This is a genomic window from Streptomyces sp. NPDC033178 (genome assembly GCF_055577685.1).
Genome location: NZ_JBVIPT010000017.1, coordinates 18547 through 40127 on the forward strand (window position 1 = coordinate 18547; position 21581 = coordinate 40127).

At 69.5% G+C, this 21581-nt stretch carries 17 protein-coding genes; 13 read left to right on the plus strand and 4 right to left on the minus strand.

The features are described 5' to 3' along the window. Nucleotides 1-53: 53 nt before the first annotated feature. Entirely contained in the window at nt 54-1178 is a 1125-nt protein-coding gene (gene disA, locus ACZ5VQ_RS35020) for a DNA integrity scanning diadenylate cyclase DisA (RefSeq protein ID WP_055618634.1), read from the plus strand. Nucleotides 1179-1372: 194 nt separating this feature from the next. Here disA and ACZ5VQ_RS35025 read toward each other — a convergent pair whose 3' ends face one another. Further along, a complete protein-coding gene (locus tag ACZ5VQ_RS35025; RefSeq protein WP_469108467.1) occupies nt 1373-2194 on the minus strand; it encodes a hypothetical protein in 822 nt (273 codons plus the stop codon). A gap of 230 nt (nt 2195-2424) precedes the next feature. Between ACZ5VQ_RS35025 and ACZ5VQ_RS35030 the strand changes: the two genes are divergently transcribed. The 5 genes from ACZ5VQ_RS35030 (at nt 2425) to cseC (ending at nt 6908) form a co-directional block, all read left to right on the plus strand. Further along, nucleotides 2425-3354: an HhH-GPD family protein gene (locus tag ACZ5VQ_RS35030; protein WP_469108468.1), complete on the plus strand. Its 930-nt coding sequence runs from the start codon at nt 2425-2427 to the stop codon at nt 3352-3354. A 271-nt stretch (nt 3355-3625) separates the two neighbouring features. Continuing rightward, nucleotides 3626-4183: a SigE family RNA polymerase sigma factor gene (locus ACZ5VQ_RS35035; protein ID WP_055618595.1), complete on the plus strand. Its 558-nt coding sequence runs from the start codon at nt 3626-3628 to the stop codon at nt 4181-4183. Beyond that, nucleotides 4171-4821, plus strand: coding sequence for a hypothetical protein (locus ACZ5VQ_RS35040; RefSeq protein ID WP_469108469.1), 651 nt, complete (start codon nt 4171-4173; stop codon nt 4819-4821). The genes ACZ5VQ_RS35035 and ACZ5VQ_RS35040 overlap by 13 nt, the downstream gene beginning before the upstream one ends. A gap of 51 nt (nt 4822-4872) precedes the next feature. After that, complete coding sequence (gene cseB, locus ACZ5VQ_RS35045) at nt 4873-5598, plus strand: two-component system response regulator CseB (RefSeq protein ID WP_469108470.1); 726 nt, start codon at nt 4873-4875, stop codon at nt 5596-5598. Further along, a complete protein-coding gene (gene cseC, locus ACZ5VQ_RS35050; protein WP_469108471.1) occupies nt 5595-6908 on the plus strand; it encodes a two-component system sensor histidine kinase CseC in 1314 nt (437 codons plus the stop codon). The genes cseB and cseC overlap by 4 nt, the downstream gene beginning before the upstream one ends. An 86-nt stretch (nt 6909-6994) precedes the next feature. Here cseC and ACZ5VQ_RS35055 read toward each other — a convergent pair whose 3' ends face one another. Beyond that, on the minus strand, nt 6995-8557 hold the full coding sequence (locus ACZ5VQ_RS35055) for an MDR family MFS transporter (RefSeq protein ID WP_469108618.1): 1563 nt from the start codon (nt 8555-8557) through the stop codon (nt 6995-6997). Nucleotides 8558-8770: 213 nt separating this feature from the next. Between ACZ5VQ_RS35055 and ACZ5VQ_RS35060 the strand changes: the two genes are divergently transcribed. After that, nucleotides 8771-9358 carry a TetR/AcrR family transcriptional regulator gene (locus ACZ5VQ_RS35060; protein WP_469108472.1) on the plus strand — a complete coding sequence of 196 codons (588 nt, stop codon included), beginning with the start codon at nt 8771-8773 and terminating at the stop codon, nt 9356-9358. Nucleotides 9359-9451: 93 nt separating this feature from the next. Here the strand turns inward: ACZ5VQ_RS35060 and ACZ5VQ_RS35065 are convergent, their stop codons facing one another. Beyond that, entirely contained in the window at nt 9452-10147 is a 696-nt protein-coding gene (locus ACZ5VQ_RS35065) for a M23 family metallopeptidase (protein ID WP_362080000.1), read from the minus strand. Between the two features lie 453 nt (nt 10148-10600). On the opposite strand from ACZ5VQ_RS35065, the gene ACZ5VQ_RS35070 reads away from it, so the two are divergent. The 4 genes from ACZ5VQ_RS35070 to ACZ5VQ_RS35085 all read left to right on the plus strand — a co-directional run bounded on the left by ACZ5VQ_RS35070 (nt 10601) and on the right by ACZ5VQ_RS35085 (nt 19624). Further along, the gene (locus ACZ5VQ_RS35070; protein WP_469108473.1) at nt 10601-13138 is read left to right on the plus strand and encodes an NACHT domain-containing protein; all 2538 of its coding nucleotides are present in this window, start codon (nt 10601-10603) and stop codon (nt 13136-13138) included. A 65-nt stretch (nt 13139-13203) separates the two neighbouring features. Next, on the plus strand, nt 13204-15717 hold the full coding sequence (locus ACZ5VQ_RS35075) for an NACHT domain-containing protein (protein WP_469108474.1): 2514 nt from the start codon (nt 13204-13206) through the stop codon (nt 15715-15717). A gap of 46 nt (nt 15718-15763) precedes the next feature. Then, nucleotides 15764-18967: an NACHT domain-containing protein gene (locus ACZ5VQ_RS35080; RefSeq protein WP_469108475.1), complete on the plus strand. Its 3204-nt coding sequence runs from the start codon at nt 15764-15766 to the stop codon at nt 18965-18967. A 195-nt stretch (nt 18968-19162) separates the two neighbouring features. Beyond that, nucleotides 19163-19624, plus strand: coding sequence for a spore-associated protein A (locus ACZ5VQ_RS35085; RefSeq protein WP_469108476.1), 462 nt, complete (start codon nt 19163-19165; stop codon nt 19622-19624). A 124-nt stretch (nt 19625-19748) separates the two neighbouring features. Here the strand turns inward: ACZ5VQ_RS35085 and ACZ5VQ_RS35090 are convergent, their stop codons facing one another. Beyond that, the gene (locus tag ACZ5VQ_RS35090) at nt 19749-20129 is read right to left on the minus strand and encodes an ATP-binding protein (protein ID WP_469108477.1); all 381 of its coding nucleotides are present in this window, start codon (nt 20127-20129) and stop codon (nt 19749-19751) included. A gap of 332 nt (nt 20130-20461) precedes the next feature. Here ACZ5VQ_RS35090 and ACZ5VQ_RS35095 point away from each other — a divergent pair, with 332 nt between their 5' ends. Together ACZ5VQ_RS35095 and ACZ5VQ_RS35100 are read left to right on the plus strand one after the other, a co-directional pair. Further along, nucleotides 20462-21349 carry a helix-turn-helix domain-containing protein gene (locus ACZ5VQ_RS35095; RefSeq protein ID WP_469108478.1) on the plus strand — a complete coding sequence of 296 codons (888 nt, stop codon included), beginning with the start codon at nt 20462-20464 and terminating at the stop codon, nt 21347-21349. Nucleotides 21350-21359: 10 nt separating this feature from the next. Further along, entirely contained in the window at nt 21360-21560 is a 201-nt protein-coding gene (locus ACZ5VQ_RS35100) for a DUF397 domain-containing protein (RefSeq protein ID WP_469108479.1), read from the plus strand. Nucleotides 21561-21581 lie beyond the last annotated feature (21 nt).

The following is a 21581-nucleotide window of genomic DNA, read 5'->3' on the forward strand; positions in this document are numbered from 1 at the left end:
CCCGTCCGTACGAACTCAGGGCGCCCCCAGACACCTGCGACCGGAGGAGTGCAGTGGCAGCCAACGACCGGGCAGCAGTTCCCGGCAAGTCCGCCGGGAGTTCCGGTGCCGATGGCCTGATGCGCACCTCACTCAGCGCCGTGGCACCCGGAACCGGGCTGCGTGACGGCCTGGAGCGAATTCTCCGCGGCAACACCGGCGGGCTCATCGTGCTCGGCTGGGACAAGACCGTCGAGGCGATGTGCAGCGGCGGTTTCGTGCTGGACGTCGAGTTCACGGCGACCCGGCTGCGCGAGCTGTGCAAGCTCGACGGCGGCATCATCGTCGACAAGGACATCACCAAGATCCTGCGGGCCGGTGTGCAGCTGGTGCCCGACCCCACCATCCCGACGGAGGAGACCGGCACCCGTCACCGCACGGCGGACCGGGTGAGCAAGCAGGTCGGCTTCCCCGTCGTCTCCGTCTCCCAGTCCATGCGGCTGATCGCGCTGTACGTGGACGGGCAGCGGCGGGTCCTGGAGGACTCGGCCGCGATCCTCTCCCGCGCGAACCAGGCCCTGGCCACGCTGGAGCGGTACAAGCTCCGCCTGGACGAGGTCGCCGGCACGTTGTCGGCCCTGGAGATCGAGGACCTGGTCACCGTCCGGGACGTCTCGGCGGTGGCCCAGCGGCTGGAGATGGTGCGCCGGATCGCCACGGAGATCGCCGAGTACGTGGTCGAGCTGGGCACCGACGGGCGGTTGCTCGCGCTTCAGCTGGACGAGCTGATCGCCGGGGTCGAGCCCGAGCGGGAGCTTGTCGTGCGGGACTATGTGCCCGAGCCGACGGCCAAGCGGTCGCGGACCGTCGACGAGGCGTTGTTCGAGCTCGACGCGCTCACCCATGCGGAGCTTCTCGAACTGCCCACGGTGGCTCGGGCGTTGGGTTACACGGGGTCGCCCGAGGCGCTCGACTCCGCCGTTTCGCCCCGCGGGTTCCGGTTGCTGGCGAAGGTGCCGCGGTTGCCGGGCGCCATTATCGACCGGCTTGTCGAGCACTTCGGTGGGCTGCAGAAGCTTCTCGCTGCCAGCGTGGATGATCTGCAGACCGTGGACGGGGTGGGGGAGGCTCGGGCCCGCAGTGTGCGGGAGGGGCTGTCCCGGCTGGCTGAGTCCTCGATCCTCGAGCGGTACGTGTAGCCCTCCGGCGGTTTGGCGGGGGCGCACCATGTCACAGCCTCGCGCCCCTGAAAGGTTGCGCCGTTCCCCGCGCCCCTGGGCAGTGGGGCCCGGCGTTGTGATGTGCGTGCCGCGCCGTGAGGGCTGAGTGCGCGGTTCCCCGCGCCCCTAGAAAACTGCGCCGCTTCCCGCGCCCCTTGTGGGGCGGGGGCTTCTCAGTCCTTCTTCAGGACGAATGATGTCTGGGACTTTGTGAAGCCCGGGGCCTTGGCTTCCACCAAGTAGGTTCCGGGGGTTGCCGCGATGGCCGGTGGGGTGGCGCACTCGGGGGCGCTCGACTTGCGGTTCCACTGGACGGTGTGGGTGACGCGGTCGTTGGCCGGGATACGGAAGAGGATGGAGGCCGCCCCCGTCGGGCAGTCGGCCGAGGACCAGATCTCGTCGTCGCTGTCCGCCTGGGTGATGGTCAGGACCGCGCTCTTCGGGCCGAGATCGAGCTTGCAGTCGCTGCCGGAGGAGTTCCTGGCGATCAGTTCGAAGGTGGGCTTCTCGCCGGGCGCGTACGCGTTGTTGACGCTGCGCAGCGTCAACTTCACGGCACCGGCGGTGCAGTTGGGCAGGCTGGAACCGGCCGGGAGCGTGTCGCCGGAGCCACCACCGCCCGCGCCGTCGTCCACGCTGCCACCGCCCGAGGCGGATCCCCCGGACCCCCCGGCGGTCGAACCGTCCGAATCCCCGGAGCCCGCCGAACCATCGGAGTCCCCGGAACCGCCGTCACCTTCGTCGCCCGACTCGTCGCGCCCGCCCGGGGCTTGGCTGATCGCGGGATCGGAGCCGGAGGGGCCCGGTGTGATCGAGGCGGTGGGGTTCTTGTCGTTGGACCCGTCGGCGTCGTTCTTGCCGCCGCCTCCGCCCCCCGAGGTCACCACCCACGTGACCAGCAGCGCCAACACCGCGACCACGGACACGAGAACGGCCCTCCGTCGCCAGTAGATGGAGGAGGGAAGCGGCCCGACCGGATTGCGCATAGATCCCACGGCGCAAACTGTACGAGAGATCCGGGAGTTCACTGTCCCCACCCGCCGCTCACACCATCATCTTTTACAGATCATCGTCCCGGAGGTGCCCTGTAAGGGGCGCGGGGCTGTGACATTGTGCGGCTCCGCCGCGTGGGCGCGACCAGCCCCCGCCCACCCGCACCCACAACACGACGCAACCCCCGACCAAACCGTCGGAGACGCCACCGCATGGGAGGATCGGACCTGCCATGACTGCGCCCACGAAACCCACATCCCACGCCCAGGCCGACGGACAAGAAACCGTCGGCGACGACCTGCACGCCCCTGTCATCGACTGGTTCGAGGACAACGCGCGCGACCTGCCATGGCGGCGGGCCGACGCGGGACCGTGGGGAGTGATGGTCAGCGAGTTCATGCTGCAGCAGACGCCGGTGAGCCGGGTGCTGCCGGTCTACGAGCAGTGGCTCGCCCGCTGGCCGCGCCCCGCCGACCTCGCCGAGGACGCGCCGGGCGAGGCCGTCCGCGCCTGGGGCCGCCTCGGCTACCCGCGCCGCGCGCTGCGACTGCACGGCGCGGCGGTCGCCATAACGGAGCGCCACGGCGGCGACGTACCCACGGAGCACGCCCAGTTGCTCGCGCTGCCCGGCATCGGCGAGTACACGGCGGCCGCGGTGGCGTCCTTCGCGTACGGGCAGCGGCACGCCGTGCTCGACACGAACGTGCGGCGCGTGTTCGCGCGGGCCGTCACCGGTGTCCAGTACCCGCCGAACGCCACGACCGCCGCCGAACGCAAGCTCGCCCGCGCCCTGTTGCCCGACGACGAGCGCACGGCCTCGCTCTGGGCCGCCGCGTCCATGGAGCTCGGCGCGCTCGTCTGCACGGCGAAGAACGAGAGTTGTGTGCGGTGCCCGATCGCGGCCCAGTGCGCGTGGCGGCTCGGAGGCAAGCCCGCGCACGAGGGGCCGCCGCGGCGCGGGCAGACGTACGCGGGCACGGACCGGCAGGTGCGCGGCCGGCTGCTCGCCGTGCTGCGCGAGGCGGTCGCGCCGGTCCCGCAGTCTGTCCTGGACCGGGTGTGGGACGAGCCGGTCCAGCGCGCCCGGGCCCTGGACGGGCTGGTCGCCGACGGACTCGTCGAGCCCCTCGCGGGCGGTCTGTACCGGCTCCCGCTGAGCTGACTCACAGGTTCCACCGGGGTCAGTGACAGTTCGTCTTGACAACTCCCGGTGGGCAAAACACCCCATACCCACCCCAGTCGTCACCTCGCTTTACCCATCCCCTACTTCCGTTACACAACCGACGGACAGCCGAGCGCTTCCCGCAGGCTCGTTCGGACAGCCCCGTGACAACCGCTCCGTAACTTCAGTGCCGTACCGCGGACCAGCGGTACGGCAGGCAACGGACAACCGGCAGCAAGCAGGTCGGAAAACGGGGACGGAGGCGGTTGGAATGGCGCATGGCGAGGTGCTCGAGTTCGAAGAGTACGTACGCACCCGGCAGGACGCGCTGCTGCGCAGCGCACGCCGCCTGGTACCCGACCCTGTCGATGCCCAGGACCTCCTGCAGACCGCGCTGGTCCGCACGTACGGCCGCTGGGACGGCATCGCCGACAAGCGTCTCGCCGACGCCTATCTGCGCCGCGTCATGATCAACACACGTACGGAGTGGTGGCGGGCCCGCAAGCTGGAGGAGGTCCCCACCGAGCAGCTGCCGGACGCGAGCGTGGACGACTCCACCGAGCAGCACGCCGACCGCGCGCTCCTGATGGACATCATGAAGGTGCTCGCTCCGAAGCAACGCAGTGTCGTCGTGCTGCGACACTGGGAGCAGATGTCCACGGAGGAGACCGCCGCCGCCCTCGGTATGTCGGCCGGCACGGTCAAGAGCACACTGCACCGGGCGCTCGCCCGGCTCCGCGAGGAGCTGGAGCGCCGGGCGTCCGACGAACACGACGGGTTCGGCGCGGGTGTGCCGGAGCGTGAGGAGCGGGAGCGTTGCGCGGCGTAGGCACGACGGTTCCACGGCCCGGCGGGCCCTTGAAGGCGGTGATCACGGCGGTGGCCGTGCTCGCCGCCCTCGGCCTTTTGGTGTCCGCCTGCGGCACGGGCGGCACCGGCGCCCGGGACGAGGGCCCCGCCTCGGACTCGGTGTCCGCGGGCGCCGTTGAGGCCGGCACCCCCTCCGCCTCGCCGACCAGGGCACGCGCGGACGCGATCAGGCTCGTCCGGGCCGACCCGGGTGTCAGCGCGGCGGTCAAGCGCGACCTGAAACCCTGCTTCGGCGACGAGTACCCGGTCGACGTGTCGTACGGAAACCTCACCGGCGGGACCGCGGACGACGTCCTGGTCAATGTGATGACCTGCGGCGACGCGGTCGGCGTCGGCTCGTACGTGTATCGCGAGGACGGTGACGCGTACAAGAATGTCTTCCGGGCCGAGGAGCCTCCGGTCTACGCGGAGATCGACCGGGGCGACCTGGTGGTCACCCAGCAGGTGTACGGGAAGGGCGACTCGCTGGAGTATCCGTCCGGCGAGGAGGTCATCACGTACCGCTGGACGGCGAACCGCTTCGCGGAGCGGGCCCGGACGACGAACGACTACAGCAAGGTGGTGGGCGGCGAGACGCCGGCCCCGACCGAGAACTAGACCGGCCGCCTCCGCAGCCGACCCGACCGACCGAGAAACTGAGAGCACCGGATGGCAGAGCAGACCCACGTCCTGTTCGTCGAGGACGACGACGTCATCCGCGAGGCCACCCAACTCGCGCTGGAGCGCGACGGCTTCGTGGTCACCGCGATGCCCGACGGCCTGTCGGGGCTGGAGGCGTTCCGCACCGACCAGCCCGACATCGCGCTCCTCGACGTGATGGTCCCGGGGCTCGACGGTGTGTCGCTGTGCCGTCGGATCCGGGACGAGTCGACCGTGCCGGTCATCATGCTGTCGGCCCGCGCCGACTCGATCGACGTCGTCCTGGGCCTGGAGGCGGGCGCCGACGACTATGTGACGAAGCCCTTCGACGGGGCCGTCCTGGTCGCGCGGATCCGTGCGGTGCTGCGGCGCTTCGGGCACGCGAGCGGGCCGCGGTCCGCCGGCGAGTCCGAGGGCGCCTCCTCCGTCCCGGCCGGTGGCGTGCTGTCCTTCGGTGACGGTGACGGCGAACTGGAGATCGACACCGTGGGCATGGAGGTGCGCAGGGGCGGTGCGCCGGTGGCACTGACGCCCACCGAGATGCGGCTGCTCCTGGAGTTCTCGTCGGCGCCGGGTACGGTCCTGTCGCGCGACAAGCTCCTGGAGCGGGTGTGGGACTACGGCTGGGGCGGCGACACCCGCGTCGTCGACGTCCATGTGCAGCGGCTGCGTACGAAGGTCGGCCAGGACCGGATCGAGACGGTCCGCGGCTTCGGCTACAAGCTCAAGGGATGAGGCTCCCGGTGCTGCCCAGAGGGCTGCGGATCGGGCTGCGCTGGAAGCTGAGTGCGGCGATCGCGCTGGTCAGCGCGCTGGTGGCGCTGGTGCTCAGCATCGTCGTGCACAACGCCGCCTGGGTCACCATGCTGGACAACGCCCGTGATGTGCAGGACGAGCGGCTGCAGATCGCGGCGCGGTACTACGACACCTCCAGCGGGGCGGCCCGGCTGGGCACCAGGGTGGACGATCCGGACATACCCCAGGAGCTGCTGCGCAAGGTCGAGGCCGGACGGCGGGCCACCTTCGTGCAGGACAACGCCGACGGGGTGCCCGACATCTGGGCGGCCATGCCAATGCGGGACGGCCGGACCCTGTCGCTGCACACCCGTTTCACGGACCGCAGCGCCAACGTCATGGCGGACCTCGACCAGGCCCTGCTCATCGGTTCGATCGCGGTCATCTTCGGCGGCTGCGCCCTCGGCGTGCTGGTCGGCGGCCAGCTCTCGGGCCGCCTCCGCAAGGCGGCCAGCGCCGCGAACCTGGTCGCGCAGCGGCAGAGCGACGTGCGGGTGCGGGACGCCATCGGCGGTGTCGTACGGGACGAGACCGACGACCTCGCGCACGCGGTGGACGCCATGGCGGACGCGCTGAAGCAGCGGTACGAGGCCGAGCGGCGGGTCACCGCGGACATCGCGCACGAGTTGCGCACGCCGGTGACCGGGCTGCTCACCGCGGCCGAACTGCTGCCGCCGGGGCGGCCGTCCGAGCTGGTCAGGGACCGGGCCCAGGCGATGCGCACGCTCGTCGAGGACGTGCTGGAGGTGGCTCGGCTCGACGGGGCGTCCGAGCGGGCCGAGTTGCAGGACATCAACCTCGGCGAGTTCATCAGCCGGCGGGTCGCCTCGACGCATCCGGACATCGCGGTGCGGGTGGTGCACGAGTCGGAGGTCACCACGGATCCGCGTCGTCTGGAGCGGGTTGTCGGCAACCTCATCGCCAATGCCGCCAAGCACGGCAAGCCGCCCATCGAGATCTCCGTCGAGGGGCGGGTCATCCGGGTCCGCGATCACGGGCCCGGCTTCCCGGCGGACCTGCTCGCCGAGGGGCCGAGCCGCTTCCGTACGGGCAGCAGCGACCGGGCGGGGCACGGTCACGGGCTCGGCCTCACCATCGCGGCGGGGCAGGCGCGGGTCCTCGGTGCCCGGCTGACCTTCCGCAACGTGGGTCTCGGCGTGGGCTCGGGGCCGGTCGAGGGGGCGGTCGCCGTGCTGTGGCTGCCGGAACACGCCCCGACGAACACGGGAAGCTTCCCGATGCTCCCGTAGCACCCGCGGGTCGTGTGCGGCCGGCCCGAACGAACCCGCAACCAACGGACGGCCCGCGGCGAAATCGCCGCGGGCCGTCCGAACGCTCAGACCGTCTCGGTCGCCTTCGGCGCCGAACCGCCCCGCAGCGGGACCTCCTTCACGAACACCGCCGCGACCAGGGCGACGACCGCGACCACGGCTCCGAGGAGGAACGCCGAGTGCGTACCGGCGGACACCGCGTGCTGGTACGCCTCCCGCGCGGCCACCGGCAGCTTCGCGAGGCTCGCCGCGTCCAGCTGGGCCGACTGCTCGGTGACCTTCGAGCCCAGCGCTCCGGCCCGCTCGGCCATCACGTCCTGGACCCGGCTGTTGAAGAGCGCGCCCATGATCGCGACCCCGAAGGACGACCCGAGCGTACGGAACAGCGTGGTGGTGGACGACGCGACGCCCATGTCCTTCATCTCGACACTGTTCTGCGACACCAGCATGGTGATCTGCATCAGGCAGCCCATCCCCGCACCGACCACGGCCATGTACACCCCGGACGTCAGTCGCGACGTATCCGTGTCCATGAGCGACAGCAGGTACAGCCCGACGGCCATCAGCGCGCTGCCCACGATCGGGAAGGCCTTGTAGTGCCCGGTGTTGGTGGTGACCCGCCCGGCGACCATCGAGGTGACGAGCATCGCGCCGAGCATCGGCAGCAGCAGCAATCCGGAGTTGGTCGCGGACGCGCCCTGCACGGACTGCTGGTAGAGCGGCAGGAACAGCACCGCGCCGAACATCACGAACCCGGCGATGAAGCCGATGACGGACATCAGCGAGAAGTTGCCGCTCCGGAAGATGTGCAGCGGCACGACCGGCGCGGCGGCCTTGGTCTGCCAGAACAGGAACCCGACGAGCGACGCGACCCCGATCCCTATCAGCTCCATGATCATGGCGGAGCCCCAGGCGTACTCGGTCCCGCCCCAGGTGGTGACCAGCACGATCGCGGTGATGCCCACGGTGAGCAGCCCGGCCCCGAGGTAGTCGATCCGCGCCTGCGCCCGCTTCCTGGGCAGATGCAGTACGGCACTGATGGCGATCAGCGCGACGACACCGAGCGGCAGGTTGATGTAGAAGGACCAGCGCCAGCCCCAGTGGTCGGTGATGGTGCCGCCGACCAGCGGTCCGCCGATCATGGCGAGGGCCATCACGCCGGCCATCATGCCCTGGTACTTGCCGCGTTCCCGCGGCGGAATCAGGTCACCGATGATCGCCATGACGCCGACCATCAGACCGCCGGCGCCGAGTCCCTGGATCGCCCGGAACCCGATGAGCTGACCCATGTCCTGGGCCATGCCGCTCAGCGCCGACCCGATCAGGAAGAGCACGATCGAGGTCATGAAGACGCCCTTGCGCCCGTACATGTCGCCGAGCTTGCCCCAGATCGGGGTGGAGGCGGCCGTCGCGAGCGTGTAGGCCGTGACGACCCACGACAGGTGTTCGAGCCCGCCCAGTTCCCCCACGATCGTCGGCATGGCAGTGCCGACGATCATGTTGTCGAGCATCGCGAGGAGCATCGCGATCATCAGCGCGAGCAAGACGACCCGTACGCTCCTGGGCTGCTTGCCCTCGGCCTCGGCCGCCCCCTGTTCCGCTCCCGGTCCCGCCCCCTCTTCTGCCACTGCCTCGGCTGCGTCAGCCGCCTTGGTGTCCGCCACTGTCCCCACTCCCCTGGGTACTGCACTGCTGCTTACTTGCACTTACTTGCCGACCGGCTAGTTGACTACACTGAGGGAAAGTAGACCCGTAACTAGCCGGGCGTCAAGTAAGTTTTTCTTTACCTTACGGCGAGCACCTACGACACGTAGGGACGACAAGGACGAGGAGCAGCCACGATGGACGGCAGCAGGCAGCGGCGGCGCGGGGACACCCGTCAGCGCATCCAGGACGTGGCCGTCGAACTCTTCGCCGAGCAGGGGTACGAGAAGACGTCACTGCGGGAGATCGCCGAACGGCTGGACGTCACGAAGGCGGCGCTCTACTACCACTTCAAGACCAAGGAAGACATCCTCATCAGCCTCTTCCAGGATCTGACGAGGCCGATGGACGAGCTGATCGAGTGGGGCAAGGGGCAGCCGCACACCCTGGAGACCAAGCAGGAACTGCTGAGCCGCTACAGCGAGGCGCTCACCAACGCGGCCCCCCTCTTCCGCTTCATGCAGGAGAACCAGGCGACGATCCGCGAGCTGAGCATCGGCGAGTCCTTCAAGGACCGCATGCTCGGGATGCTGGACATCATCAAGGAGCCGGACGCCGCGCTGACGGACCAGGTCCGGTGCGTGAGCGCCCTCTTCACGATGCACGCCGGGATGTTCGCCCTCAAGGACATGGAAGGCGACCCCGAGGACAAGCGGAAGGCCGTCCTGGAGGTCGCCATCGATCTGGTCACGCGGGCGCACGCGGGCGCGCACGAGTCACTCTGAGGCCAGGACCCAGGACCCAGGGCCCAGGCTGGCCTGGGCTGGGCTGGGCTGGGCTGGGCTCTTGAGCCTTGGGCCCCGAGCCCCTGAGGCCTCTTAGAGGCTCACGCCCTTCGAGCGCAGGAAGGCGACCGGGTCGACCGCCGAGCCGTAGCTCGCCTTCGTGCGGATCTCGAAGTGCAGGTGCGGCCCGCTGGAGTTGCCGGTGTTGCCGGACAGGGCGATGCGCTGGCCGGTCTTCACTATCTGGCCGGGCTTCACGTCCACGCGGGACAGGTGCGCGTACTGCGAGTACGTACCGTTGCCGTGCTTGATCACGACGGCGTTGCCGTACGCGGGTCCGTCACCGGCGCCGTTGCCGCCGGCCTTCACCACGGTGCCGCCGTGTGCGGCGACGACCTGCGTGCCGGAGGCGACGGCGAAGTCCTGGCCGGAGTGGGTGGACGACCAGAGGTTGCCAGCCTGGGCGAACTTCGCGGAGAGCTTGTACTTCTTGACGGGGTCGACCCAGGAGGCGGCCTTCTTGGCCGCGACGGGCTTGGCGGCTGCCTTCTTGGCGGCCGTCTTGCTCTTGGCCTTCGTCTGAGCAGCGGCCTTGGCCTGCGCGGCGGCCTGCTGCTGCACGGAGACGGCGGCGGAGCCCGGCAGCGCGACGGCGCTCGCCTTGGTGTCTGCGGCGACCGCGACCCCCGCTCCGAGCGCGGCCGAGGCGCCCAGGCCGAGAGCCATGGCGGCCGCCCGGACACGGAGCTTCGGCGTGCCGGGAAGGTGGGACGTAATGCGCTGCGACATGGGGACTACCTCCAGGGGGACGGACATCAACACACCCGGCGCGCTGTCGGCGCACCGGGCGAGGCATCCCTTGGTAACCCGCGCCCCCGTCATCCCACAAAGGCCCCATCTACGACCTCAAGTCGTACTTGACGCTGAAACTTCCGACTCCTTGACAAGAAGCACGTCTGGGACGAAATCCTCCGTCTTTTCTACGGGAAGTCTGGTTTACGCCCACTTCAGGGCCGTTCGCCCCGGCCCCTGAGCCACGGGTCCGGGCCCGCGTCGCACGACCTCCGACCCCGTCATCACCCCCGGGTCAAAGGTCCTTTTTGCCCGTTTCCACTCCACCACTACTCGCCCTAGTACCGGACAAATCGCCTGTGCGTCATGTCACCGGAGGGCATGATCCAGGGGCCGGGGAATGTGGCGGGGGCTACACAAGGGCCCAGGTGGTTCGCCTACGCTCGGTGCATGGTCGACGCCGGAGTGCTCGGGGCCCGTATCGCGTCCAGCGCGGTCGCACCGCTCGTGAAGAAGCTCTTCGTGAAGGACCAGCCGGGGGCCGGGCTGGTGAGCAGACCGGTACGGATATCGGCGCTGGTGTCGTTCGGGCGGGAGAAGCGGAGCGTCACGCCGAAGGACGTCGAGAAGGTCGCGGCGGAACTGGTCCGCAGGGCCCTGAAGACGGCCGGGCCGGGGGAACAGCCGGTGACGGCCGAGGAGGCCACGGCGGTCACCCACGCCCTCGCGCACTCACTCGCCTCCCTCGGGACCCTCACGATCGAGGACTACGAGGCCGTCGACCTCGGACCCGAGGAGTTCGCGCGCACACTCCGTTCCCACGCGGCCGTCATCTCGTACGGACTCAGCGGGGACGGGGAGCTCTTCTACGAGCAGCTGCTCCACACGGCCGCGCTGCACATCCTGAACTTCTTCACCCAGCGCTCCACCTACATCGCCCGCCAGCAGACCGCGCAGAGCCGGCAGCTGGCCCGGCTGGTGCGGGCCGTGGACGTCCTGCTGGGGCGTCTGCCGTCCCAGTCGGCCGAGGACGCGGGGTTCGAGGCGCGGTACGCGGAGCACATCACCGGGCGGTACGGAACGCTGACCATCTACGGCCTGGACACCGGGACGAGCGAGTGGTCGCTCGACACCGCGTACCTCAGCCTGGAGGCGACCCGGGAGCGCGACGGACAGGACGGCGGACTCCAGATCCCCGCCGAGCAGGTCCTCGCCCAGCACGACCAGGTGCTGCTGCGCGGAGTCGCGGGCTCCGGGAAGACGACCCTCGTCCAGTGGCTCGCGGTGACGACGGCCGGCCGTACGTACGACCATGGCCTGACGCACCTCATCGGGAGGGTGCCGTTCGTCCTGCCGATGCGCAGGATCGTGCGCCCGGGGACGGAGTTCCCCATCCCGGGGGACTTCCTGAAGGCCGTCGGCTGCCCGGTCGCCGGGGAGCAGCCGACCGGCTGGGCGGAGCGGGTGCTCCGGGCCGGGCGGGGTGTGCTGCTGGTCGACGGGATAGACGAGATCGCCGGTGACCGCAGGGACGCGGCCCGGCGCTGGCTGCGCGAACTGACCCGGACCTTCCCGGGAAACCTGTGGCTCGTCACCTCCCGCCCGTCCGCCGTCCCCGAGCGATGGCTGGAAGCGGCGGACTTCCACGAACTCACGCTGTCCCCGATGGCACGCGACGACGTCGCCACGTTCGTACGACGCTGGCACCGCGCCGCCGGAGCGGACGAGGCCGAGGGGATGTCACTGCTCCAGGCCGTGCGGACCACGTCCGAGCTGAACCGGCTGGCCACCAACCCGCTGATGTGCGGCATGCTCTGCGCACTCCACCGCGACCGGCGCGGCTTCCTCCCGCAGGACAGGAAGTCCCTGTACGAGGCCGCCCTCACCATGCTCCTCGAACGGCGGGACCGGGAACGGGAGTTGGACCATCCCGACGGACTGCGCATCCCGTACGCGACACAGGTCCAGCTGCTCCAGAAGCTGGCGTGGTGGCTGATCCGCAACAGCCGCGCGGAGATGGACCGTTCGGACGCGCTGCACATCATCGGGCAGGCGGTGCCCGCGGTGAACCTCGACGGGACCGCCGAGGACGTCTACCGGTCGCTGTTACTGCGGTCGGGGCTGCTGCGGGAGCCGGCGGAGGGTCGGGTGGACTTCCTCCACCGGACCTTTCAGGACTATCTGGGGTCCCGGCTGGCCGTGCAGGAGCTGGACTTCGACCTGTTGGTGAACAACGCGGAGAAGGACGACTGGGAGGACGTCATCCTGCTGGCCGTCGCGCATGCCCGGCCGAAGGAGGCGGAGCAGATGCTGCGGCGGCTGGTGGGGCTGGACACCTCGCGCGGGAAGCTGCTGGCCGCGGCGGGGCTGCGGTATGTGGCGGAGGTCGAGCCTGCGGTGAGGCAGCTGGTGGAGGAGGGGGTGGGGTCGCTGGTGCCTCCGCGCGAGCGCTCGGAGGCCGAGCAACTGGCACGCGCCGGAGGCGATCTGGTGCTGGCCCTTCTGCCGGGTCCGGAGCGCATCGACAACGAGACCGCATACCTGGTGGCGTGGGCGGCCGCTCAGCTGGGCAGCGACGCCGCGCTGCACTTCCTGACTCGCTTCCGGGAACACCGCGATGAACAGGTCCAGTATGTCCTGGCCAGCTCCTGGCACCACTTCGACCAGGAGCTCTACGCGCGCGAGATCCTCGCGCACATGGTCCGGCAGAGCACGGTGACCGTCCGCAGCACCAAGGACCTCCGCATGCTCCGCTCCATCGGCGGCTGGGCGCACATCAAGGTCGCCGGTGCCTACCGGGTCGAGGAGCTCACGGAACTCATCGTGCCCGAGCAACTGACCGTTCTCCTGGTGGAAGCACCCCATCCGGTCGAAGGGCTGGCCTGGCTCTCGGCCTTCCCCAACCTGGAGGACGTGCACGTGGGGACAGAGGTGAGTGTGACCGTGGCACAGCAGGTACCCGCCCGGACCACACTCATCACCCCCTGATCCAGCCCGAGTTGACCTACCCTTGACTCCCACAACAGCCCCACTGCACAGGGACCTCGATGCCCATGGAGCCCGTTGTCCGCATCCCCTCCCCCCACGCCGCGCCCCTCGCACAACGGCTCTTCCGAACACCAGGACCCCAGCCTTCCCGCGCGACCCCGGACGACGTGCACCGGGTCGCCGCCGAGTTCATCCAGCTGGCCGCAGAGAAGCACACGACCCCCACGTCCGAACTGCCCGCAGTGGTGGACGTCCTGGCCCGTACGCTGCTCGCGGTCGGGGAACTCGACCTCACCGACGTGGACGCCGTACGACTGGGGCCGCAGGACTACGCGCGCCGGCTGCGCGGGGCCGTGCCGGGCGCGGACCGGGGACTGTCGCCCGACGCCGCGTGGTTCCACGACGCGCTGCTCGTGAACGTGTGTCTGCACGTGCTGCACCACTTCATCGGGCGCTCGCCCCACATCCAGCAGCACATGCCCGAGCGTGCCAGCCGCATCCGTCAGCTCGTCGATCTCAACGACACCGAGGCGGCGGCCCGTAGGCCCGAACGCTCCCAGCAGGACGCGGACTTCGAGGCCCGCTACGCCGAGGAGGTCGTACGCCAGCACGGCTGGCTGACCATCGTCGGCGTGGACTTCCCGAACGCGCCGGACCGCTGGCTGCTTGAGGACACGTATCTGAGCCTGGAGGCCGAGGAGAGCACCGGCGACGGGAGCGGGGCCGGGCAGCGGACCGTGCTGCTCGCGGACCGGGCGCTGGAGGGGCACGAGCGGGTGCTGCTGCGCGGGGTGGCGGGTTCCGGGAAGACGACCCTCGTCCAGTGGCTCGCCGTGGCGACCGCCCGCGAGGGTGCGCGGGTGCCGTTCGTCCTGCCCGTACGCCGGTTCGCCCGCGAGGGCTTTCCCGCCCCGGACGACTTCCTGCGCGCGGTCCGCCATCCGCTCGCCGACCAGGCGCCGGAGGGCTGGGTCGTACGGACGCTGCTCGCGAGCCGTGCCCTGCTGCTGGTCGACGGGATCGACGAGGCCCCGGAGTCGACGCGCGGCGAGCTGCGCGACCAGCTCCGCCGTCTGCTGCGCGTGTTCTCCGGGAACGGCTGCCTGGTCACCTCGCGCCCCTCCGCCGTGGCGGACGGCTGGCTCGCGGAGGAACGTCTCGCGGAGGAGGGCTTCGCGGAGCTGTCGCTCGCGCCGATGTCCCGGGACCAGGTGACGCGGTTCGTCCGGGACTGGCACACGGCCGCGATGGGCGACGAGAACTGCCGCGAGCAGCGCGACCGGGACGAGCTGAAGGAGTACGAGCAACGGCTGCTCCACTCCGTACGGATCTACCGGGAGCTGCGCCAGCTCGCCACCAACCCCCTGATGTGCGGCCTGATCTGCGCGCTGAACCGGGACCGCTCCGGCTCCCTCCCGCACGGCCGCAAGGAGTTGTACGAGGCTGCCCTGGAGATGCTCCTGCAACGCCGTGACCCCGAGCGGGACGTGCTGTACGCGGACGACGTGCGCCTTCAACAGGAGCCGCGGGAACGGCTGTTGCAGAAACTCGCGCACGCCATGCTGGAGGACGGCGTCTCGGAGCTGCCGCGTGGACGGGCCGTCGCCATCCTGGAGGGCGCGCTTCCCGCGATCCCCGCCGCACGCGCGGCGGGTGACGGCGAGAAGATCTTCGGCCATCTGCTGCACCGCACCGGGCTGCTGCGCGAACAGGCGGGCCTCTCGGTGGACTTCGTGCACCGCACCTTCCAGGACTATCTGGCCGCCAAGGAGATCGTGGCGCGCGGCCGGCTGCGCGACCTGGTCGACCACGCCCACCAGCCCGAGTGGGAGGAGGTCATCCGGATGGCCGCCGCCCACGCCCGCCCCGAGGAGTGCGGCGACTTCCTCGAACGCCTGCTGTCCGCCGCGCCCGCGCTGCGCAGACCCCAGGTCAACCACCGCCGTCTGATGGCCGCGGCCTGCCTGGACCATGTCACCGAGCTGGACCCGTCGGTCCGGCGGCTCGTCCACGACCGTACGAAGAACCTCGTGCGCCCCACGAGCGAACTCGGCGCCCGCAGTCTGGGCTGGGTGGGGCCCATCGTCCTGGAGCTTCTGCCCGACCCCGAGCAGGTGCCGAGCGACCAGCAGGCGCTGCTTCTCGCCCTCACGGCGACCCGGGTCGAGGACGACGCCGCCATCGACTACCTGGCCCGTCTGCGGGGGCGTTCCTCGCTCGCGGTACGGACCGAACTCGCCCGGCCCTGGCGGCACTTCGACACCGAGCGGTACGCGCGCGAGATCATCGCCCACCTGGATCCCGACGGCGTGTACTTCCCGGTCTCCGACACCGCCGAACTCGCGGCCCTGCGTCACCTAGGCGGTCGACCCCGGGTCCAGGTGGCCGGCGTCATCCCCACCTCCGACCTCATGGACGGCCTCGACCGCGACCGGCTCACCCATCTCTGGCTCAACGCCGAGCCCACCGACCCGGACATGTCCTGGCTGTCCCTCTTCCCCAACCTCCAGGTCCTGCGCGTCAATCCACGCCTGCCACGCGTACGGAACGTGCCGGAGGGGGTGACGATCACGGCGTAGGGCCCAACCCTCCTTTCCCACAGGGCTGTTGTCCTACCCTCGAACCATGGTCGATCCGGGAACGGTCGGGGTCCGTGTCGCGTCCGGCATCATCGCGCCTTTGGTGCGGAAGCTGTTCGTCAAGGAGGGCCCCGGGGCTGGTCTGGTGGAGCGTCCGGTGCGGCTCTCCGCCCTGGTGTCGTTCAAGGGCGAGAAGCGCACGCTCAGCGAGAAGGACCTCCGCAAGCTCGTCGAGGAGCTGGTGCAGCGCGCGGCCGGGGAGACACTCGATCGGGCTTCGGACCAATCCGAGCTGGAGGCCGTCACTGACACCCTGGAACTCACCCTGCACACCCTGGGCGATCTGGGACTCGACGATGTCGAGGCCGTGCGGCTGGGACATGAGTCACTGGCCGCCAAGATGTACGACCGGGCCGGCGGCGCTCAGCTCGTACGGTTCCTCAGCCAGGACTCGGTGTCCCTGTACTCCCATCTGCTGGAGAACGCCTGCCTGCACATCCTGCACTTCCTGACGCAGCGCTCGACCTTCGTGGCCCGCAGCCTCGTCGACCAGAGCCGGCAGTTGAGCGAACTGATCGCCCGTACAGACATCCTCATCCAGCGCCTGCCCTCCCAGTCCGCCGAGGACGCGGAATTCGAGGAACGCTACGCGACCCACATCGCCAAGAAGCACAGCCTTCTCACCATCTACGGCGTCGACCTCAACGAGTGCCGGGAATGGCCCCTGGACACGGCCTATCTGAGCCTGGAGGCGTCCCGCAGCGCCGAGCACCAGCCGGTTGCCGACCGTGCGTTCGCCGCGCATGCCGAACAGGGCCGGGGTGTGGTCACGTCGGCCGAAGGCTGGATGCCCGCGCTGCCACAACCCGTCGAGAGGGCACTGGCGGGAAGCCAACGGGTCCTGCTGCGCGGCAGCGCCGGATCGGGCAAGACCACTCTGGTGCAGTGGCTCGCGGTCACCACCGCCCGCCAGGACCGGCTGACCGGCGAACTGGCCCACCTCATAGGGCGCGTACCCTTCGTCCTCCCCCTCCGCACGCTCACTCGCGGAGGCGCCGTCCTGCCCGCGCCGATGGACTTCCTGACCGCCGTGGGCTGCCCGCTCACCGGCTCCCAGCCCTCCGGCTGGACGGACCGTGTGCTGTCGGCCGGGCGCGGGCTCCTCCTGATCGACGGTATCGACGAGGTCCCCGAGCAGGAACGCGAACGCACCCGTCGCTGGCTGTCGGACCTCCTCTCCGCCTTCCCCGGCAACCTCTGGCTGGTCACCTCCCGCCCCTCCGCCGTACGGGACGACTGGCTGGGCAGCGAGGACTTCACCGATCTCGCGCTCTCCCAAATGAGCCGCGACAACATCGCGGTCTTCATCCGCCGCTGGCACGAAGCGGCGGGAGCGGAGCCCACGCTCGGCAAGACCCTGCTGAACGCCGTCCGCACCAAACAGGACCTGGGTCGACTGGCCACCAACCCCCTGATGTGCGCGCTGGTCTGCGCCCTGCACCGCGAACGCCGGGGCTTCCTCCCCCGCGGACGCAAGGCCCTGTACGACGCGGCCCTCTCCATGCTCCTGGAACGCCGCGACCGTGAGCGCGACATGCAGGGCATGACCGGTGAGCTGGACGAGGAGTCCCAGGTCGAGCTCCTGCAGAAGCTCGCGTACTGGCTCATCCGCAACGGCCGGGCCGAGATGGACCGCGCGGACGCCGTGAGCCAGTTGGAGCGGCTCCTGCCGTCGATGCCCCATGTCGCCGAGCAGGGATCGGCCGAGGAGATCCTGCGCTTCCTGCTCGTACGGTCGGGTCTCCTGCGCGAGCCGGCAAAGGGAGCCGTGGACTTCGTACACCGGACCTTTCAGGACTACCTGGGAGCACGGGCCGCGGTGGAGGAGCGCGACTTCGATCTGCTGGTCCGGCACGCGCACCTCGACCAGTGGGAGGACGTCGTCCGGATGGCCGTCGCCCATGCCCGGCCGGACGAACGGGCAAGACTGTTGCGGGGGCTCCTGAGACGCGGGGACGCTGAGCCGCCTCACCGGACGCGGCTGCATCTGCTGGCGATGGCCTGCCTGGAGCATGCGGCGAAGCTCGCTCCGGAGGTGCGGAGGGAGGTGGAGAAGCGAGCGGGGGAGCTGATTCCGCCGCGCAGCAACGAAGAAGCGCAGGAACTTGCCGACATCGGCGCGATCGTTCTTGAGTTGCTGCCCGGGCCTGAGGACATGGAAGACGAGGCAGACGCGGCCCGGGTCGTCCAGACGGCATGCCTCATCGGCGGAGACGCGGCACTGCCCTATCTCGTGAGGTATCGGAACCACGAGAGCTCTGGGGTCCGTCATCAGCTCGGCTTCCACTGGTACCGGTTCGACACCGAGACCTATGCGAGGGAGATCATCGATCACTTGCGTGAGAAGCCCGAGACGGTCATCTCCGTGCGTTCCTCCGAAGAGCTCGCCGCGCTGCACCGGTTGGGAGGCCACAACCAAGTCCGATGCATGGGGGACTTCACCGGTGCCGAGATCTCGGGGGCTTTTGGTGACCATCAGTTGGAGAAACTCGTGATCATCGACAACAGCGTGGTCGACAGCCTCGAATTCGTTGCCCGCTTCGAGGCGCTGCGCGGTCTCAACTTGGTGAGCTGCCCGAGCGTCGCATCGCTGGCGCCACTGACGGGACTTCCTCTGGAGGAACTGATTCTCTCCGATCTTCCCCTGCTTGAAGATCTGAGCCCACTGCGAGAACTCACCCGGCTCGACATGCTCAGCCTCCGGACCAAGACCCCGTGGCCAGGGCTCGACGTCATCGCCCGTGAAGCACCTCTGCAGTGCGTCTTCCTTCCCGGCAACGCGTCCGGCCTCTCGGCACTCGGAGAGTTCCCGTCACTACGTCAGCTCGGGCTGGACCTGGACACTTCGCCTGCCCCTGAGGACTGGCAGGCGATCGGTGGCCTGGAGAAGCTGACCATCCTGAGCCTGAATCCAGCCGAGCTGGCGAGCCTGGCGGCCACCGGAACAGTGCTGAACCGCATCTCCAGGGTGTTCCTCATGCTCAACCGCAAGCAGCTGGATCTTCGGCAGGCGGTAACGGCGTTCCCGTCGATGCAGTACATCAGCGTGTACGAGCCGGATGCGCTCGACCTCGCCCCCCTGGCATCGCACCCCACCCTCCAGACCGTGTTGGTCCAATCGGCCCGTCACATCCACAACGCCGACACATTGGCCGACTCCGTGAAGCTGGTGGTCCACCCCCGCCGGTGACGGCATAGCTCAGGCCGCGTGGTGACAGGACCGCGACATGTGGCGACAGAACAGTGACAAAAGAGGCCACAACCAACCCCCGGGCCTCCTGGTCTCACCTGGTGTGGGGCGGACGGCAGCTGACCGGCCGGACGCACCGCACGACGTGGATCCGCGGCCAGATGGATCCACGACCACATCACAGGGGGAACAGAAATGAAGCTCGTCCGTCACGCAGTCGCCGTCGCCGTCGTCGTCACCGGTGGTGCCCTCGCCCTCGCGGCGCCCGCCTCGGCGTCGGCGCCCGTCTCAGCGCCAACGGCGGCCAAGGCGGCCCCAGTCGCGGCCGCGTCGGAGGCCCCGGTCGCGAAGTACAACGGCGCCTGCGGCACCGGTCACAAGGTGATCGACTCCGCCAACATGGAGAACCTTGGCACCACCTTCCTCACCTACAACAAGACGACCGGCGAGAACTGCGTGGTCACCGTGCGCACCAAGCCCGGGGCCGCGGTGAACATGTTCGCCAGGCTCAGCTCCGAGACGGGTGGTACGGCCACCGACCGCGGCCAGTTCACCACGTACGCCGGGCCCGTCCACATTGAGGCCCGCGGCGAGTGCGTCACGTGGGAGGGCGGCATCACCACCTACTCCACGAAGGGGACCGGCCACTGCGGCTGATCCACGAGCGGGCGTCCGGCCGAGTCCGACCACCTCCGGCCGGTCGCCACCCGAAAAGGAGCCGCACACTTCGGTGTGCTGCTCCTTCGGCATCTCCGACCCTGCCCGACACCGTACGCGTCAATCAGCAGCGATTGAGCTGAAACCACACCCCTTTGCCCTGCTCCGTCGGCGTCACCCCGCACACGTCCGACAGCGCGGTGACGAGGAACAGGCCCCGCCCGCCGTCGTCCCCGGCCGATGCCCGGTGGGGCGAGGGCAGCCGTGTGCTCCCGTCGTACACGGCAACCCGCACATGTGTCGGGTCAATGGCGGCTCTGAGGTGCACGTCGCCCTCCGCGTACCGGTGCACGTTCGTCACCAGCTCGGAGGTGCAGAGCGCAGCCGTGTCGGCGAGTTCGCCGAGCCCCAGTGTCTCCAGCATCGAGCGCACGAAGTCCCGGCAGACCTTGGGTGAGGTCGCGACGGCAGGGGTGAACAGGGTGTAGCTGAGCGGAAGTTCCATGGGTGACGCCTCCAGGGCGCTGAACGCGGGATGCGGATCTCGGAAGACTTCGGAATGTCTACGCCTCGTCGACGAACGCCGGTCGCGGTGGCTCTACCGCCCCCATGGGCACGGGCCCACCCGGAATGGGCCCGAGAATCCGGCGGTGCTCTTCCACGACACGGCGCGCATGCGCATACGTCGACAGGGAGGCTTCCTGCATCACTGCGTGAGCGTCGCCTCACTCAAGGTAGCTTTTAACTCCACAGAACTGCAACCTACTTCGGCTACTGAGTGGACCAGGCCTCGGCACGGCGGCACACTGTGGCTCAAGCGAGCAGGGAAGGCGACACGTGGCACTGCGAATCAACATCAGCGAGCGCCAGCGACGGGTCGGGGCCGAGCTACGCAAGTTGCGTCAACAGGCAGGACTCTCCGTCACCGAGGGCAGTCGCCTGATCGACATGGGCGGCCCGCACCTCACACACATCGAGGCAGGCCGTACCGGCATCCCCTCGCGGCGCCTCCGTGACCTCGCCAAGGGATACGGATGCAGTAATGAGGAGTACCTCGACGCCCTGGTGAGCCTGGCCGAGAGCAAGGGCAAGGGCTGGTGGACCGAGTATCGCAAGGCGCTACCCCAACGCAGCCTGGACCTTGCCGAGTTGGAGTCGCTGGCCACCGGAATCCAGAGCTACGAAACCCTGCTGATCCCCGGCCTGCTCCAGACCGAGGCATACATGCGAGCTCTGTTCCTCAGTTCGCGCCCCGGTGCCTCTCCGGCCGAGATCGAGACTCTGGTCAGCTACCGCCGGGCACGCCAACAGATCCTCTCGGAGGACTCCCCCACCAAAGCCCACGCCGTCATCCACGAGGCCGCCCTACGCATCACCGTCGGCGGCGCGGAGGTGATGCGCGGCCAGCTGACCCACCTCCTCCGGGCCGCCCAACGCCCAGGAACCACCGTCCAGATCCTGCCGTTCGACGCCGGAGCCCGCGCCTGGTTCGGCACGCCACTCCTGGTTCTCGACTCAACGGCCCACGGACTGGAGACGGTCATCCTTGAACACCCGGCCGAACCCCTCCGCCTGGGCGACGCCGAGTCCATCGCCCGCTACAAAGGCACCTTCGACACCCTCAGCCGTAACGCCCTCTCACCGGTGACGGCAGACGGCCCTCCCGGCAGTCACGACCACCGGGACTCCTGGGGGCTCATCCACCACATCCTCTACACGTATTAGGGAGCGCGCCATGTCGGAACTCACCTGGCAAAAGTCCTCCTTCAGTGACGGCGCCGGCGACAACTGCCTCTACATAGCCGCGTCTACCCCCACCGGAGCCATCCACCTCCGCGAAAGCGACACCCCCGCCGTCAGCCTCACCACAACACCCGCCACGCTCGCGGCCCTCATGCGAACACTCACCGCAAACCCACACGTTCGGATGACCTGACCCCATTCGCCCGCGCACAAA